Source organism: Desulfobacter vibrioformis DSM 8776, from assembly GCF_000745975.1.
GTDB lineage: Bacteria > Desulfobacterota > Desulfobacteria > Desulfobacterales > Desulfobacteraceae > Desulfobacter > Desulfobacter vibrioformis.
This window is the reverse complement of record NZ_JQKJ01000011.1, coordinates 23,521-41,127: the sequence shown is the minus strand read 5'-3', so window position 1 is coordinate 41,127 and position 17,607 is coordinate 23,521. Positions and strand designations below refer to the sequence as shown.

Below are 17,607 nucleotides of genomic sequence, written 5' to 3'. Positions count from 1 at the left end.
AACCCATGAAATGCATGATCTGCGAACAAAAATGTGAGATTCCGCTGCAGGGAACCGGCCGGTGCGGGATGATGACGGCGGATGCCCGCGGCATCCGGGAACAGTTCCCGGACCGGTACCTGGCTGCCGTGGACACCGCCATTGAATCCATGCCCATGGTGCATTACCATCCCAAAGGGACCTTTCTTCAGGTCTGCACCGTGGGCTGCAACTTCACCTGCCCCGGATGCGTGTCCGAAATCATCACGGACCATCTGGGCGCCATCCGGGGACAATTCCAGGAGATGACCCCGGAACAGGTCATAGACCGGGCGGAACAAACCAGTGCCAGGGGCGTGATGTTCTGCTTTAACGAACCTACGGTGTCCTTTTTCACCTTTATGCGGCTGGCCCGGATGGCAAAGGAACGCGGGCTTCTTGCCGGGTGCGCCACCAACGGTTACATGACGGAATGGGCGATGTCAAAAATCACCCCCTTTCTTGACTTTGTCAACATCGGGATCAAGGGAACTTCCCCGGAGGTATGCGCGGCCTGCGGGATCAGGGACACTAATCCCATCTTCCGGAACATCCGGCTGTTTCACCAAAAAGGGATCCATGTGGAAATCTCGGCAGTGTATAAAAAGGGTCGGGAGGATGAGATTGAACAAACCGCCAGGTTCATCGCCTCTTTGTCCAGGCAGATCCCGTTCCAGGTCATGCGTTTTATGCCCTTTGGCAACAGCGATCTGGATGACGAGCCAAGGGTCATGGCAGCCGAAGCCCTGTGCCGGCGCCTGGGGCAGCACCTTGACCATGTCTTCCTTTTCAACACGCCGGGCACAGGCTTTTTGAACTCAACCTGTCCGGAATGCGGACAGGTGATTATGGCCCGGGGATTCTTCGGCCCCATGTGCGCCAACCTCTACAAGTACCAGTCCAAAGGCCGGTGTTCCTGCGGGTATCAGCTGCCGCTGAAAGGAAAAATTCATGAAAAGACCCGGTCCCGGCTCTCGGGATATTTCGGCGGGTACCGGACCGTGAACGCCATGAGCATGATCCGGGCTATCCTGGGCGTTCTCGGGGTAAAGGACAAGGCCGTGGCCGACACGGTGATGGCCGATGCCGTGCGCTCGGACCTGATCGATGGCCTCTACGCCCGGCTGAACCGGATTGACGCCTATTTCGACACCGTGGATACCTTTGCGGACGTAACAGAGACCCGGGCCCGGGCCGCCTTTTTCCGGGAGTATGTCGGAGAAAAGGTCAGGCAGATCCGGGAGCAGACCCGCGGCGTTCCCAAGCCCAGGGTCTACTACTGCCTGGGCCATCCCCTCATCGCCATGTTCGGGGAAAAAATGGAATCCTGTCTGGCCCGGACAGCCGGGGGCGATCTGACCAACCAGATGGCACGCAAAGAGAGCCGGCCGGGCATCACCATTGATCCCCGGGAATTCGGTCATATGGCCCCGCAGATTATTGTGGTGGCAGACACCCTGGCCTGGCCCCCGGCAGATGTCATTGCCTGGTGCAAAAATAACAGCCTGTCTGCCCCGGCGATCCGGGAAGAAAAAATATTCGGCCTGCATCCCTTCCGCAGTTCCACCAATCCGGACTGGATCCTGGGACTCATGGCTTTGGCCAATATCATTCATCCGTCTATTTTCAAATTTGACCTTAAAAAAGAAGCAGATACTTTTTACAACACCTTTTACGGGCATCCCTTTAACAACGGCCGGCTGCCGGCTTTTCCCTGGGAGGAAAAACAGTAAATGAGCGACAACAACTGGACAAAAACACGAAATCCCGCCTTTAACCGGGAAAACGCCCTTCACATGGACCGCATCGCCAAAACCGCATTCCGGCCCATCTATCCGGTCATTGCCCGAAACGCCATGGACGCCACCGGCGTTCGCCATGGCAGATGCCTGGATCTTGGCGCAGGACCCGGCATGCTTGCCATGGCTGTGGCCCAGGCCGTCCCTGGAATGCCCGTGACAGCCTTTGACTTTTCCGATGATTCTCTGGAAATTGCCCGGGAAAACATCCGGCAGGCCGGTCTTGAAAAACAGATCACCACGACGGCCGGGGATGTACATGGCATGCCCTTTGAAAACGCAGAATTTGATTTGATTGTCAGCCGAGGCTCCATGTTTTTCTGGGATGATCTGAAAGGGGCTTTTGCAGAAATCCTAAGAGTGCTTGCCCCTGGCGGCGGCACATATATCGGCGGCGGATTCGGAAGCCTTAAGCTGAGGCAGCACGTCATTGAAGAGATGGCGAAAATAGACCCGTCCTGGGACTGCTACGCCAAAAAGAAAACCGATGATAACGGTCTTACGCGGTTTGAAAAAATGTTTTCGGAACTGAGCTGTGACAGCCACCGGATCATTAATGACGACACCGGATTCTGGATCGTTCTGTCAAAGCGTGAAAATTAAGACCGCAGATCAAATAAAAAGAGCCGAAAAGGCGCATCAAAGGTTCAATAGCAGGCCTATTGCACCTTTGATGCAACCTATAGTAGATGAGCCAAGTAATTTCGTTCAATTGATAAAATTTGCGGTCCTAGGACAGCTTGAACCGGCGTACCATTGTATTAAGGTTCTCAGCCAGTCTGGACAATTCGCCGGCACTGGTATAAATCTGCCTGCTGCCTTTATTCATTTCATGGGTCGCATTGCTGACCTCGGCAATATCCTTTGTAACCTCAGCGGCCACAGCAGTAGTCTGGGTTACATTCTCATTGACCTCCTGGATACCCTGTGAAGCCTGGGTAACATTGTTTGCTATCTCCTGGGTTGTGGCAGCCTGCTCCTCAATGGCAGTGGCAACCGTGATAACGATTTCATTGATCTCATTGATGATTCCCACGATGGATTCAATGGCGGTAACAGATTCATTGGTTGTTGTCTGAACGCCTGCAATTTTGTCGCTTATTTCCCTGGTTGCCTCGGCTGTCTGCTGGGCAAGGGCTTTAATTTCCCCGGCCACAACGGCAAAGCCCTTGCCTGCCTCACCGGCCCTTGCCGCCTCAATGGTTGCGTTAAGGGCCAGCAGGTTGGTCTGCTCTGATATGTCGGCAATGGTTTCTGTCACTTTACTGATTTCGGATGCCGCCTTTCCAAGATCATCTACCTTTAAGGATACCTGCTTTGCTGTTTCCACAGCCCTGGCTGTTGTTTCGCTGCCTTTGGCCGTGTTGCCTGCGATTTCATTTATGGTGGATGACATCTGTTCGGCGGCAGCAACAATCATCTGGATATTGACAGAGGTCTGTTCGGTGGCGGCTGCAACAGAGTTCATATTGGCTGCCATTTCCTCGGCAGAGGCAGAAACATTATTGGACCTTTCCGCAGTCTGCTCCGAATTTGCCGTGATCTGTTCCGAAATGGCAGACAAATCTGCGGAAGAGGCCGTCAAAATATCTACGTCGTTTGCAATACCTTTGAACATATGGATCAGATTTTCAGCCATATATTTCATGTTGTTATACACACCGGTATTCTTTGCCGGGTCAAATTGGACAGCCAGGTTCCCCTTTGCAATGCTGTTGGTAATATCAACAATATCTGCAGGATCCCCTCCAAGCTGAAAAACAACACTTCGCTTGATCAAAAAGGCTGTTCCAACCCCCATGGCAACGGCCAGGAGCGCAATCCCGATAATCAGCCGTTTTGCGTTGATGATTTGCTGGTCTGTTTTCCGCTGTTGGCCGTCCAGGGACATCTTGACGGTATTCTGGACTTTGCGGGCGCATTCCACCATGGTCGCGTTAATTTTGTTTTGTGAATCTTTCAGTGCCTTAAGCTTGGAAAAAGCCTGGCGGTATGCATCTGCTGCCTCTATTATCGGTTTGGCAGTCTTTCCTTTTGCAACGATTTCATCAAGAATGTGATTGACTTTTATGAAATAGGATTCCTCTTTGCGGATCAAAAAATTTTTTTCATGACGGCGGCATTGCAGCAACTGGCGGATGATGGCCTCGGTATTTTCAGCGCGCTTCATCAAATTTGTAATCTGAATTGGATCTGCATTTTGGGCAATCAGGCGTTCACATTCAGCCCGGTCCGCTTTAAGAATGACTTTGGCGGCTGCTTCCATCTGCCGCGCCGATGTGACCATTGCCGCATCCGCTTCTTTTATGCTGTTTTCCAGGGTAATATAGGTATCAAATGCCTGTCGGTATTTGTCCGCCATCTCGACCATGTCATCCAGCTGCCCAAGGGTTTTGGGATCAGTTGAACGTGCCTTGATTGCTTTTATTTCTTCTTTGAGTAAATCCGACTGCGTGATGACAGCCTTCACATAGGACGCATCACCCCAAAGGATGAAGTTTTTTTCCTGCTGCCGCGACTCGTACATGGTCATGGTCAGATTTCCGGTGTCAATGGCATCGGTCATTTGCCTGACGACCCGTGAAAGTCCGTTAAAACCTGCGGCGGCAACCACCAGCAGCAATACCAGAACAACGCCGAATCCAACACTTATTTTCGTTCCAAGTTTAATACGGTTTGACATGGTTTTTACTCTCCTGTTTTAAAGAAACTTTCTATCCTACGCGTTTTTCTATCCTAGCGGGGCCGTTTATCGTTTTTGATATCAATCTTGACAGCTGCTTCATATCCACGGGTTTTATTAAGAATGCCTTAATGTTCGCAGCAGAATCCATCCACTCCTTTTTATCATTTTTTTCCAACCCTGTGCAGATAATCACAGGAATATCGGGATTAATCTTCTTGAGTTCCCGGGCCAGCTCGTCACCTGTGAGCCCAGGCATTGTCAGATCCGTGATCACCAGGTCGAATGTATCCGGATTGGTCTTTAATATCCCAAGGGCCTGGCCACTGTTTGTACAGGCAGTGGTATCATAACCGATGCACTGAAGAAATTCTTTTTCCATATTTACAATCTCTTCTTCATCATCTACCAGAAGAATGTGACCTGTTCCTTTTATGAAATTGTCCTGGGCAGCCGGAAGTGATGTGATTTCCGTGTATGAATCCAAAACAGGCAGATATATGTAGAAACAGGCGCCTTTATTCGGTTCACTGATTACTTTAATGTCCCCTCCTGCTTTTTTAACGATGCCTTGGGCAACCGACAGACCAAGCCCAGTACCGTTTCCTGTTTTTTTGGTTGTAAAATAGGGTTCGAATATTTTCAGCGCAACCTTTTTTTCCATGCCAACGCCTGTATCGGAAATTGACAATTGCAAGTATCTGCCAGGTTCTATCTCCAAAAAACGGGGTAACTCATTTTCACCAATGTCTATTTCACAAAGTCCCACCCTAAGTGTTCCACCCTTGTTCTCCATGGCTTGGTATGCGTTTGTACACAAATTCATGATAACCTGGTGAATCTGGGTGGGATCCGCCATTATAGGACTGCAGTTCATATCGACCTGCTGGACGATATTGATGGTTGTGGGAATGGTTTCTTTCAAAAGATTCAGCGTTTCCTTGACAATGGGCTGAACCAGGACCGGGGTTGTTTCATGCTTCTTTTGCCTGCTGAACGAAAGAATCTGATTGATCAGTTTTTTTGCCCGGTTTGATGCTTTCAGGATATTCATCAGATGCTTATGGGTATCACTGTCTTTGGCAGTATCCATCAGCAGGATTTCAACATATCCGGTAATCGGGAAAAGGATATTATTGAAATCATGGGCAATGCCGCTTGCCAGGATACCAATGGCTTCCATTCTCTGGGCCCGGATAATATGATCTTTCAGCCGTATATTTTCGTTTTCAACGGTTAATATTTCGGTAATATCGCCAATAACCACGATGAATCCTTGTGAGTGATCAGCGGCATTTAAAGGACAACTTCTCAATGAACAATGAAAAAGGGTTCCATCTTTCTTGATGCATGGGCTTGTCAACCGGAACGGTTTTAATGTGGAATAAGAATAGACTTCTTCACCTATCTTCTGATATGTGGCGTTATCCGGGTAAAATATTGAGGTACTTTTTCCCACAAAATCATCATAGTCATATCCGAACATTGTGTACAAGGTTTCGTTTGCCCAGTAAATTTTCCGCTGCTTAACCAGACAGATCCCCACTGGTGATGCCTGGGTAATTGCACTGAGTTTCTGTTCATTGAATTTCAGTGACTGCTCGTACAAACTATACCGATGATAGCTGCTTCTGAATAAAAGCATCCCTCCCGCCGAAAAAATAGTAACAATGAAAAACAGGGTATAATCGTGGTATGTCTCTGTTTTTTCAATGATTGCATCAAGGGAATTTTTCGGAGAACAAATTGCTACGGACCAGTTTGAATCCGCTATTTTTGCCGGTGAATAGGCCACAAATTTTTCAATATACCCTTTTTGATCCTGATGCCAGCCAGAGGTATAGGTATCCGTACCTTCATGGCCCTGTATCATTTTTTGCTGAATTTTTTCTATTTTCTCATATGAAAAGGCCTGGTTTTTTTCCTCCCTGGCAGAAAAACTGCTTCTGCCTACAAACTCTTTAACGGGATGTATGAGAAAACAACCTTGCGAATCCAGAACCCATGCATATTCGACAGTTTTTTCGGGTACAATGGGGGATATAATCGTCTTTAAAACAGTTATCGGATCAAAGGATCCCACCCAAACACCTTTGATCCGGCGTATGGCCGGGTCATTTTCAAAAACGGGAATGGCGATCCTGATTCTCGGTTCATTTTTTTCATTGTAAAGAAAACTGGAAATCGATAGTTTTCCAGTTGACAATGCTTTTTTATAATACTCCTCAGTATGGTATCTTTTGCCAATCAATTTTCCGCGAAACCCGTCTCTGGGATAAATAAATGTCAACAGCCCCTTTGTATCTAAAAATCGTATGGAGGTAACTTTCTGCAACCCCTTATGCCGGGTATAAAACAATTCATCAGAAGGCAGATCCCGGCCGGTATTTGTCATGAAATAAAGATCAAAAATAAACCGGTCAAAATATTTTTCAATGGCGGTTGCCACTACTTTTGTTTCCATGAGCTGCTGAATGCTATACTGCCTGGCAGCCATGTGCCGTAATTCACGCCGGCTGTTTTTGTTGATGTATACCGCAATGACAGTAACCGTAATGATGACCAGGATAATGAAGGATAAAGACAGCTTTGAAGAGGTCTTCATTACCTTTTTCGGGATTATCATAATTTTAGTCCCCGGTTTTGTATTTTAAACATTGATATCCCTTTATCTAAGTATGATTGTTAGCAACTTGTTAGTAAATTTTATTCAGCAAATTTTATGCCATATTTTTATGGCATATTATATAGAACCCAGCGCCACAGTATTTTATTTCACCATGAAGGACATAAAGAATCTATACCGGGAAATCAACCTTCATGTCCTTCATAGAATGTTAAACATGTGGCGGTACAGGGTATGACATCAAAGTGCTTTGATTGTTGTGAATAGATGTCAAGATTGTTTTCAAGGTGCAAATGTTTTTTACGGGGTGACGGCCTTTAACCACCACCATCACCTGCTGCTGCTGCATATTGCTCAGACAGAATATATCCAAGTCAGGGACAATGTCATAAAGTTAAGATGCTTCCGAATTAAAACCATGAAGAGCATGAAGGACATGAAGATTGATTTTCCGGCATATATTCTTCATGCTCTTCATGTCCTTCATGGTGAAATAAAATACTCAATGCTTAAGTTTATGACATTGAAGTCAGGGATGTCCATATCGTAATCAAATCGTTCTTGATATCAATCTTGACAGCTCCTTCATATTTACAGGTTTTATTAAGAATTCCTTGACATTATCAGAATCCATCCACGCCTTTCTATCGTTTTTTTCCAACCCCGTGCAGATAATTACAGGAATATCGGGATTAATTTTCTTGAGTTCCCGGGCCAGCTCGTCACCTGTGAGCCCAGGCATTGTCAGATCCGTTATCACCAGGTCGAATGTATTCGGATTGGTTTTCAATATCTCAAGGGCCTGGCCACTGCTTGTACAGGCAGTGGTATCATAACCGATGCGCTGAAGAAATTTTTTTTCCATATTCACAATCGGTTCTTCATCATCTACCAGCAGAATATGCCCTGTTCCTTTTATGCAGTTGTTTTCGTCAACCGGAAGAGCTGTGGTTTTCGTGTGTGAATCCAAAACAGGCAGATAGATGTAGAAACAGGTGCCTTTATCCGGCTCACTGACCACTTTAATATCCCCTCCTGCTTTTTTAACGATGCCATGGGCAACCGACAGACCAAGTCCAGTGCCTTTTCCTGCTTTTTTGGTTGTAAAATAGGGCTCGAATATTTTCAGAGCAACTTTTTTTTCCATACCAACGCCGGTATCGGAAATTAACAATTGCAAGTATCTGCCAGGTTGCAGCTCCAGGAAACGGGGTAACTCATTTTCATCAATGTCTGTTTCACAAAGTTCCACCCTGAGCGTTCCACCCCTGTTTTCCATGGCTTGGTATGCGTTTGTACACAAATTCATGATAACCTGATGAATCTGGGTGGGGTCCGCCAGTATGGGGCTGCAATTTTTATCGATCTGCTGGACGATATTGATGGTTTTGGGAATGGTTTCTTTCAAAAGGTTCAGCGTTTCCTTGACAATGGGCTGAACCAGGACCTGGGTAGTTTCATGCTTTTTTTGCCTGCTGAACGAGAGAATCTGATTGATCAGTTTTTTGGCCCGGTTTGATGCTTTAAGGATACTCATCAGATGCTTATGGGTATCACTGTCTTTGGCCGTATCCATCAGCAGGATTTCAACATATCCTGTAATCGGGAAAAGGATATTATTGAAATCATGGGCAATGCCGCTTGCCAGGATACCAATGGCCTCCATTCTCTGGGTCCGGATAATATGATCTTTCAGCCGTATATTTTCGTTTTCAACGGTTAATATTTCGGTAATATCGCCAATCACCACGATGAATCCTTGTGAGTGGTCGGCTGCATTTAAAGGACAACTTCTCAATGAACAATGAAAAAGGGTTCCATCCTTTTTGATGCATGGGCTTGTCAACCGGGACGGTTTAAATGAGGAGTGATCCGAATAGAGTTCTTTATCTATCTTCTGATATGTGGCGTTATCCGGGTAAAATATTGAGGTGTTTCTTCCCACAAGATCATCATACTCATATCCGAACATTGCGTGCAAGGTCTCGTTTGCCCAGTAAATTTTCCGCTGCTTAACCAGACAGATCCCCACCGGTGATGCCTGGGTAATTGCACTGAGTTTCTGTTCATTGAATTTCAGTGACTGTTCGTACAAACGATACCGCTGGTAGCTGTTTCTGAATAAAAGCATCCCTCCTGCCGAAAAAATAGTAACAATGAAAAACAGGGTATAATCGTGGTATGTCTCTGTTTTTTCAATGATTGTATCAAGGGCAAATTGCTACGGACCAGTTTGAATCCGCTATTTTTGCCGGTGAATAGGCCACAAATTTTTCAATATACCCTTTTTGATCTTGATGCCAGCCAGAGGTATAGGTATCCGTACCTTCATGGCCCTGTATCATTTTTTGCTGAATTTTTTCTATTTTTTCATATGAAAAGGCCTGGTTTTTTTTCGTCCTGGCACCAAAACTGTTTTTTCCTATAAACTCTTTAACGGGATGTATGAGAAAACAACCTTGCGAATCCAGAACCCATGCATATTCAACAGCCTTTTCGGGTACAATGGGGGTTATAATCGTCGTTAAAACAGTTATCGGATCAAAGGACCCCACCCAAACACCTTTGATCCGGTGTATGGCCGGGTCATTTTCAAAAACGGGAATGGCGATCCTGATTCTCGGCTCATTTTTTTCATTGTAAATAAAACTGGAAATCGCTATTTTTCCAGTTGACAATGCTTTCTTATAATACTCCTCAGTATGGTATCTTTTGCCAATCAATTTCCCGCGAAACCCGTCACTGGGATAAATAAATGTCAACAGCCCCTTTGTATCTAAAAATCGTATGGAGGTAACTTTGGGCAACACCTTGTCTCGTTTATAAAACAATTCATCAGAAGGCGGAATTGAAGACAGATCCCGGCCGGTATGTGCCATAAAATAAAGATCAAAAATAAACCGGTCAAAGTATTTTTCAATGGCCGATGCCACCAATTTTGTTTCCATGAGCTGCTGAATGCCATACTGCCTGGCAGCCATGTGCCGTAATTCACGCCGGCTGTTTTTGTTGATATATATCGCAATGACAGTAACCGTAATGATGACCAGGATGATGAAGAATAAAGACAGTTTTGAAGAGGTCTTCATTACTTTTCTCGGGATTATCATAATTTATCACGACCTTTCAGTTTGGTATGCTCCCTGATAATATCCTGCTTTTGCGCATGAACTCAATGAAAATCAATGCAAAACTCAATGTGAAACTCAATGTGAAACTAAAGCAAAATTAATGCCTGAAAAATATTTTAACCACGGAACCCACGGAAATCACAGAATTTCATCTTCAGTGTATTCCGTGATTTCCGTGGTTAAGCTTTTTCATATAAAAAACGCTGGGAGATGTCAGGATTATTTTCAAGGTGTAGGTGGTTTTTGTGTGTGCGATTCCATTTTGGCATGCGTGGGGTTCACCCTGGCCCCTTATATCATCCGTGCATATTTTAACCAGAACGGATGGTATAAGGAGGCTCTATCGTTTCAGATGTAATAACAGTTGGTTATATTTTAAACCGTGTTATCATGCGATTAAGGTCTTCAGCCAGTCTGGATAATTCCGTGGAACTGATATTAACCTGCCGGCTGCCGGTCTTCATTTCTCCGGAAGCCTGGCTGATCTGATGAACATCCCTGCTGACTTCTTCGGCCACAGCAGAGGCCTGGTTGACATTTTCGTTCACCTCCTGGACCCCGCTGCCTGCCTGGCTCACATTGTTGGTGATTTCCTGGGTCGTTGCCGTCTGTTCCTCAATGGCAACGGCAACTGAGGAGACAATCGTATTAATCTCATTGATCACCCCGACAATTTCGGTAATCGCGGTTACGGATTCACCGGTACTTTTCTGCACCTCACCAATCCGGGCACCAATCTCATCAGTGGCCTCGGCTGTTTGCTGGGCAAGGGCTTTAATCTCTGCTGCGACAACGGCAAATCCTTTTCCGGCCTCTCCGGCCCTTGCCGCTTCAATGGTGGCGTTGAGGGCCAGAAGGTTGGTCTGTTCAGAAATGTCTGCAATGGTTTCGGTTACCCTGCTGATCTGGGAAGCAGCTGTCCCCAGTTCGTTGACTTTTCCTGAAACCTCTTCCGCCTTTTTCACGGCATCCAGGGTTGTCTGGCTGCCTTGGGATATATTGGATGCGATTTCAGAAATGGTGGAGGACATTTCTTCGGCAGCGGCAACAATCATTTGAATATTGGCGGCGGTCTGTTCACTTGCCGCGGCCACTGAATTCATGTTTACGGTCATCTCTTCTGCGGCAGCAGCCACATTGTTGGACTTTTCGGACGTATCATCCGCATTGTCTGCCATTTGTTCGGAAATGGCAGACAGCTCTGTGGAGGAGGAGGTCAATGTCTGAACCCCGCCGGTGATCTCTTTGAGCATATCCGTCAGGTTTTCCGACATTTTTTTCATGCTGGCATAAACACCGGTCAGTTTTTTGCCGTCATCCTTGAATTGGATTGTCAGATCCCCGGCGGCAATACTGTCGGCAATACCGGCAATCTCCAGTGGCTCCCCGCCCAGTTGACCCATGACGTCTTTTTCAAACCAGAAAACACCCAACAAAATGACGACAAAAAAAACAGTTGCGATCATTAACGAAAGGTTTCTGATATGTTTGGCGGGTGCCAGAAACTCTTTTTCATTCTGGGTAACGCAGATACTCCAGCCCGTGGAGTTGACCGGAGCAAATCCGGCTATTTTGCGCACGCCGTCAAATTCATAATCGTGAACACCGGTTTTCCGGGCCAGCATTTGTATGGCCACTTCCTTCATTCCGTCTATCCGGGTTGTATTGGCATTAAAGATAAGATCCGGATTGGGGTGGGCAATAAAAGTCCCTTTTTTATCGATTAAAAACGGATATCCGGTTTTTCCCAGTTTAACCCGGGTAATGATCTTGCTTAACTGATTCAGTTTGATTACCGATATCAATACGCCGGCAAACGGCCCGTTTTCCTGTTTCAAGGGAACGGCAACCGTAAAGATCGGATCACCGGATGTTTTTGACAACATGGGGTCGCTTAAACTTAAATTCCCTTTTTTTGCATCAATAAAATACTCCCGTTCTGCCAGGGAAAGCCCATTTATTTTTCCCCCAAGGCTGTCGGCGATGACGGTTCCGTTTTGATCTGTAACCAATAGGTTTTCATATTTATTTTTAACCTGACCATAAACATCAGTCAAAAATTTTGCCAATGAATTCAACTCAGGTTTTACATGCTCTAGCCCTGAATTAAATACCTTTGAGACTGTCTTTTTTACCATTGGAGCTTGGGCGATGGACAAGGCAAAAATTTCTTCCTGGTTGATGAACGCGTCGCCCAGGACAGCCATATCTTTGGCCACCTGAACGGAGTTGGACTTGTTGCTTTTTATCAAGGCGTCAGAGGATTTGCTTACTGAAAAATAACTGCTGATGGCCAGGGGAAGCATGGAGGCCAAAAGCCCTCCAATTAACAACCTTGATTTCAAAGACATCTTCATTCTGCAATTTCCTTTTCTAATATTATTAAACTTTGAACTGTTTTACCATTTCATTTAGAGACTCAGCCAGTTTTGACAATTCTGCCGCACTCTCATTTACCTGGCCGCTTCCTGTCTCCATCTCATCTGCCACCTGATTGACCTGGTGGATATCTCTGGTCACGTCTTGCGCCACACTGAAAGTCTGGCTTACATTTTCGTTCACGGCCTGAACACCTTGTCCGGCCTGGCTGACATTACTGGAAATTTCCTGGGTGGTTGTTGACTGTTCTTCAATGGCTGCGGCAATTGAGGTAACCATGGAATTGATTTCATTGATTATGCCAACAATGCTTTCAATGGCAGCGATGGCTTCACGTGTTACCGCCTGGACGCCTGCTATTTTGGCACTGATTTCACCGGTCGCTTCTGATGTCTGCTGGGCAAGCGTCTTGATCTCTCCTGCAACAACGGTAAACCCTTTTCCGGCCTCCCCTGCCCTTGCCGCCTCAATGGTGGCGTTCAGCGCCAAAAGATTTGTCTGTTCGGAAATATCGGCAATGGTTTCCGTTACCTTGCTGATCTGTGATGCGGCCTGCCCAAGCCGGGTGACCTTGTTTGATACGTTTTCCGCCTCTTTAACCGCCGCGGCAGTTGTCTGGCTTGTCTTTGATGTGTTTTCTGCGATTTCAGTGACGGTACACGACATCTCCTCCGCTGCTGCAACAATCATCTGTATGTTGGCTGAAGTCTGCTCTGTGGCGGCGGCTACGCTGTTCATGCTGTTTGCCATTTCTTCAGCGGCAGCTGCCACGTTACTTGACCGTTCCGAAGTTTGGCGCGCGTTTGACAGCATCTGGGCGGATATGGCAGAAAGCTCGGCAGAAGAACCTGTAAGGGTTTGGGTGCCTGAAGAAATGTCCGCAAACATGGATCTCAAGCTTTGGGATACATGATTCAGTGCATTGGCCAAAACGCCTATTTCATCTGTCTGGTTAACATCAAGCGTCCGGGTTAAATCTCCCTGGGACAATGCTTTTGCAAATTCGACCCCTTTTTTGACCGGACGAGTAATACCCAATGTGATCAAACAGCCGATCAAGATGCCCAGAACAACTGCGGCCAGTGATATGATCAGCATGGTTCGGTTGGCAGTTAAAATCTGATGGTGCATCATTGCCTTTTGGTCGGTCCGGGCTTCGGTGATCACTTCTACAGCTTCCCGGGCCTTTGTCACCATCTGTTGGTCGAATTCGGCCTGTTCTTTCATCAATGTTTCAAAATCTGCTACTTGTTGTTTTTGTTCTTTTTTCTGGACATTAAGATCAACATAATTGTGAAAAGCTGTTTTGTACTCGTTCACTTTCGTGAAAATTAAATCCATCTGATCCTTATTTGCTGTCTTTTTAAACTTATTTTTCAGGGCCAAATTCTGGGCAATAACCGCCTCGATACCTTTATCCACCTCCTGGATATAAATATCTTCTCCCCGGATCATGTAATTTTTTTCCTGGAGTCTTATGCCAAGCATTTCCTTGACCAGGCGGTTAACATCATCCGCTTTTTCAACGCTGTCTTTGACCCCTGCCAACCCGCTGTAACCGACATAAGCAACGATGATCAAGAAAACCAAAGGTACGGAAAAACCGCCGAGTATTTTCGTTGGTAAATTTAAATCACCCAATTTCATAAAATTCTCCCGTTTAACATTCGCTGTAGCAACTCTGTCTCTATCAGATACAGGGGTTAAGTGCAGCCCGGACCGCCTCCGCCAGTTCCCGGGCAATCAGCGGTTTCATTACCACGGTAAATGCACCGCTTGTTTCGGCAGCGGACTTCATATCACTGAATCCGGTGCTTATAATAACGGGAATGTCTTTACGCAGTTCACGGATTTCACGGATCAACTGAATTCCGGTCATCCGGGGCATGGTCAAGTCAGACAGCACCAGATCAAAGGCCTGGGGATCTTTTTTAAAAATCTCAAGTGCCTCAAGACTGCTGGTCACCCCCGTTACCTCATATCCCATGGTCATCAGGATGAGCCGACCTGATGTAACAATATCTTTTTCATCATCCACCATGAGAATCCGGCCAGTCTCTTTTGTCAGCGTCAACCCCGGGAAGACCGTTGATTCCTCTTTGCCGGTAACGGCCGGCAGATATATTTTAAAAACCGTTCCCTTGCCCGGTTCGCTGTAAACCGAAATGCCACCGTCCATGTCCTTGACAATGCCATGGACAATGGAAAGTCCCATACCGGTCCCTTCACCCTTGGCTTTGGTGGTGAAAAACGGTTCGTAAATGCGTTCTATCACCGACTCCGGAATGCCGCATCCCGAATCGGTGATGGACAGCTCTATATAGTTGCCCGGATCCAGACCCTTGATCCGCACCTCTTCCCAGTTTTCAATCCGGACAGATTTAAGGCCCACTTCCAGAACTCCGTTGTTCCCTTCCATGGCATGGACCGCATTGGTACACAGGTTCATGATGATCTGGTGAATTTGGGATGCATCGGCCGTCACCATGATGTCGGGTGCATCCAGTTTCCGGATGATTTCGATATTCATAGGGATGGATGCACGAATAAAATTAAGGCATTCCTTGACCAGCGGCGTTATGGCCAAAGGCTCCCGTCGTATTTCCTGCTGCCTGCTGAATACCAGGATGTGGCGGATTAAATCCCGGGCCCTGATGCCGGCGGAAAAAATCTTGTCCAGACTTCGGATCAGCTCAGGGTCTGCTTTGCACTGCAACCGGGCCAGCTCGGCAAATCCCAGAATTGAGGAGAGGATATTATTGAAATCATGGGCAATGCCGCCTGCCAGGGTGCCGACAGCCTCCATTTTCTGGCTCTGCTGAAGCCGGCGCTCCATCCGCCGGCGCTGGGTGATGTCCCGGGTGACCCCAAGCACCCGGTTTGCCCTGCCGGTCTCATCCCTTAAAAAGCTGGCTTTTATTTCAGTCCAGACAAAAGATCCGTCTTTTCGCACCTGTTCCAACGGGGTTGACCAGGACCGTCTGGGATCAGCATCCGGGCCGCCTTCCCTTGTCATCTCTTCGCTGATCATGCTGATAAACCGGTCCAAATATTCCGGCGCAATGATATCTTTCAGCCCAAGCTTCTGGATCTGTTCCGGGGTGTATCCCAAGATGGTTTCCACTGACGGGCTTACATAAAGAAAATGCATATCCGGCAATTGAAGGGTCCAGATAATATCACTGGCATTCTCCATCAACAACCGGTACCGCTCCTCGCTTTGCCGCAAAGCCTCCTCCGAAGTCTTTCGCTGGATAATTTTCCACATGCCGTCCATGAGCAGGTTCATCTGCCGGATATCGGAATTATTATAGTTTTCAGCTTTGTTCCCCACCCCGGCCACGGCTACGATCCTGCCGCGGTCAAAGACCGGAACATTCATGTATCGGGTAATCCGGATATGTCCGGCCGGGAACTTGTTTTCTCCAGGTTCCTGCTGATAATCATTAACAATTACCGTTTCGCGTTTCCGGACAGCCTGGGTCCATAATTTACTTCTTTCCTGGTGGCAACAGCCGTTCTTTTCTGTGACCTTACAGTGCTGAATCGTATCCTTGGACCATGAATACTGCGTGATATCCTTTTCATCCTCGGTTAAAAACACCAGATACCCGACCTGGCTCTGGGTCAGTTGAATCGCCTCTGACAATGAAAATTCCGTCAAGTCCGACAGCGAGGCTTCAGCCATCTGGTTCAGTTCCCGTAGTTTTTTCAAGCGTAAACTATCCAGACGGTGGGCTTTTACCACCTGTCCCCGTTTACGTTCGCTCAAAACGGACTGGACAGTGATGTAAAGGGAAAGCACCAAAAATATGACCAAGAAACCGATGAAAATCAGGAAGATCCGGCTGGATATGTCATCGATATGGTCTTTTATATCTGCCACGTCAATACCGGTGCCGATGATCCACTGCCAGGGCCTGAACAGTCTGACATAAGAAATACCGGGAAAGGCTTTACCCGGGCTGCACGGTGACGCCTCCTGGCAGTTGACACATCCGGACCCTTGGGTATTGGCGATTCTCACACTTTCAACAATCATTTTTTTTATGTAGGAATCGGCCAGGGAAGACGGATCCTTGCCTTCCAGCCACGGCATAACCGGCTGAACAAGCACCCGCTGGTGCGAGTCGATAATCCAGAAAAACGCCTCGCCTTTCGGACCATACCTCAGATTCCGTATCCGTTCCATGGCACGGTGCTGGGCGTCTTCACGGGTCAGCTCGCCGGACAATACACGCTGGTGGTACTCTGACAGAAGGCTTGCGGTCAGGGTGCAGTTGCTGTCATTGAGTTCACGGACCATCGCCTTTTTCTGTTCAATGAGATGATGTTTCAACGAAGGAACAAAAATCAGAAAAATGCATAGGGCAAACAAAATAAATATCAGAAACAACGGAACAATAATTCGTAAGAAAGCCGCCAGGCTCGGTTGCCCAACCTTTTTCCCAGGCTCAAATTGATTTTTATCGGCTAGGTTCAATAACAATTTCCTTTCACAAAGAAGATATCAACAGCCCCGTGTAATACCCTGAGGACATCCTGGGTTGAAAAGGGTCTGTACAAGACAGCATCAAAGTCATCAAGCCCAATGGGACATGGGATTCCGGATATACCGATGATAGGAGTGACTTTCTTGAGGACGGATTGAAGGAAGGCCGCCACATGGAATCCGGAAACCGGCTCCATCCGGATACTAGTCAAAACCGCGCTGTAAGTCTTATTTTTAATTTTTTCAATGCCGTTGTCTCCGCTGCTGGCAACGTCCACTGAGAACCCCTGCCTTGACAGGCAAAACCTTAAAAAAAACAAACTTCCCGGATCATCATCAATGACCAAAATAGGCTCTTTCAGTTTTTCCATTAAGGAGCAGGTGACCGTCAACAAACGATCGCTCTCCTCTTTTTTTTCCCTCAAAATATTTTTTACCCTTTTTCTTTAGATTGCCGCCACTCAACCAGCCGCCCCTGA

General features: G+C 46.9%; 10 protein-coding genes. 2 read left to right on the top strand and 8 right to left on the bottom strand.

The window, feature by feature from the left end; translation table 11 throughout:
- Positions 1-5: 5 nt before the first annotated feature.
- Positions 6-1,751 carry a radical SAM protein gene (locus tag Q366_RS08320; RefSeq protein WP_035237993.1) on the top strand — a complete coding sequence of 582 codons (1,746 nt, stop codon included), beginning with the start codon at positions 6-8 and terminating at the stop codon, positions 1,749-1,751.
- Positions 1,752-2,420 (top strand): class I SAM-dependent methyltransferase, encoded by a 669-nt coding sequence (locus Q366_RS08315; protein ID WP_035237992.1) that lies wholly within the window; start codon positions 1,752-1,754, stop codon positions 2,418-2,420.
- Positions 2,421-2,547: 127 nt separating this feature from the next.
- Here Q366_RS08315 and Q366_RS20205 read toward each other — a convergent pair whose 3' ends face one another.
- From Q366_RS20205 to Q366_RS08265, 8 genes are all read right to left on the bottom strand, one after another.
- Complete coding sequence (locus tag Q366_RS20205; protein ID WP_051957916.1) at positions 2,548-4,500, bottom strand: methyl-accepting chemotaxis protein; 1,953 nt, start codon at positions 4,498-4,500, stop codon at positions 2,548-2,550.
- Positions 4,501-4,531: 31 nt separating this feature from the next.
- Positions 4,532-7,126: a hybrid sensor histidine kinase/response regulator gene (locus Q366_RS08305; RefSeq protein ID WP_035237991.1), complete on the bottom strand. Its 2,595-nt coding sequence runs from the start codon at positions 7,124-7,126 to the stop codon at positions 4,532-4,534.
- Between the two features lie 550 nt (positions 7,127-7,676).
- Positions 7,677-9,257 carry a hybrid sensor histidine kinase/response regulator gene (locus Q366_RS21935; protein WP_245619911.1) on the bottom strand — a complete coding sequence of 527 codons (1,581 nt, stop codon included), beginning with the start codon at positions 9,255-9,257 and terminating at the stop codon, positions 7,677-7,679.
- Positions 9,258-9,333: 76 nt separating this feature from the next.
- Positions 9,334-10,215, bottom strand: a complete 882-nt coding sequence (locus tag Q366_RS21930; RefSeq protein ID WP_035237989.1) for a PDC sensor domain-containing protein — start codon at positions 10,213-10,215, stop codon at positions 9,334-9,336.
- 410 nt (positions 10,216-10,625) lie between these two features.
- Positions 10,626-12,614 carry a methyl-accepting chemotaxis protein gene (locus Q366_RS08280; protein ID WP_035237987.1) on the bottom strand — a complete coding sequence of 663 codons (1,989 nt, stop codon included), beginning with the start codon at positions 12,612-12,614 and terminating at the stop codon, positions 10,626-10,628.
- 25 nt (positions 12,615-12,639) lie between these two features.
- The gene (locus Q366_RS08275) at positions 12,640-14,283 is read right to left on the bottom strand and encodes a methyl-accepting chemotaxis protein (protein WP_051957915.1); all 1,644 of its coding nucleotides are present in this window, start codon (positions 14,281-14,283) and stop codon (positions 12,640-12,642) included.
- A 43-nt stretch (positions 14,284-14,326) separates the two neighbouring features.
- Entirely contained in the window at positions 14,327-17,119 is a 2,793-nt protein-coding gene (locus tag Q366_RS08270) for a cache domain-containing protein (RefSeq protein ID WP_035237986.1), read from the bottom strand.
- Positions 17,116-17,523, bottom strand: coding sequence for a response regulator (locus Q366_RS08265; RefSeq protein WP_156968141.1), 408 nt, complete (start codon positions 17,521-17,523; stop codon positions 17,116-17,118). Before Q366_RS08265 ends, Q366_RS08270 begins: the two co-directional genes overlap by 4 nt.
- Between the last annotated feature and the right edge of the window lie 84 nt (positions 17,524-17,607).

What these genes read in the sequence shown, in the direction of transcription:
- Q366_RS08320 (WP_035237993.1), top strand. Translation starts at nt 6, where the DNA reads ATGAAATGCATGATCTGCGAACAAAAATGTGAGATTCCGCTGCAGGGA.
- Q366_RS08315 (WP_035237992.1), top strand. Translation starts at nt 1,752, where the DNA reads ATGAGCGACAACAACTGGACAAAAACACGAAATCCCGCCTTTAACCGG.
- Q366_RS20205 (WP_051957916.1), bottom strand. Translation starts at nt 4,500, where the DNA reads ATGTCAAACCGTATTAAACTTGGAACGAAAATAAGTGTTGGATTCGGC.
- Q366_RS08305 (WP_035237991.1), bottom strand. Translation starts at nt 7,126, where the DNA reads ATGATAATCCCGAAAAAGGTAATGAAGACCTCTTCAAAGCTGTCTTTA.
- Q366_RS21935 (WP_245619911.1), bottom strand. Translation starts at nt 9,257, where the DNA reads ATGCTTTTATTCAGAAACAGCTACCAGCGGTATCGTTTGTACGAACAG.
- Q366_RS21930 (WP_035237989.1), bottom strand. Translation starts at nt 10,215, where the DNA reads ATGAAGACCTCTTCAAAACTGTCTTTATTCTTCATCATCCTGGTCATC.
- Q366_RS08280 (WP_035237987.1), bottom strand. Translation starts at nt 12,614, where the DNA reads ATGAAGATGTCTTTGAAATCAAGGTTGTTAATTGGAGGGCTTTTGGCC.
- Q366_RS08275 (WP_051957915.1), bottom strand. Translation starts at nt 14,283, where the DNA reads ATGAAATTGGGTGATTTAAATTTACCAACGAAAATACTCGGCGGTTTT.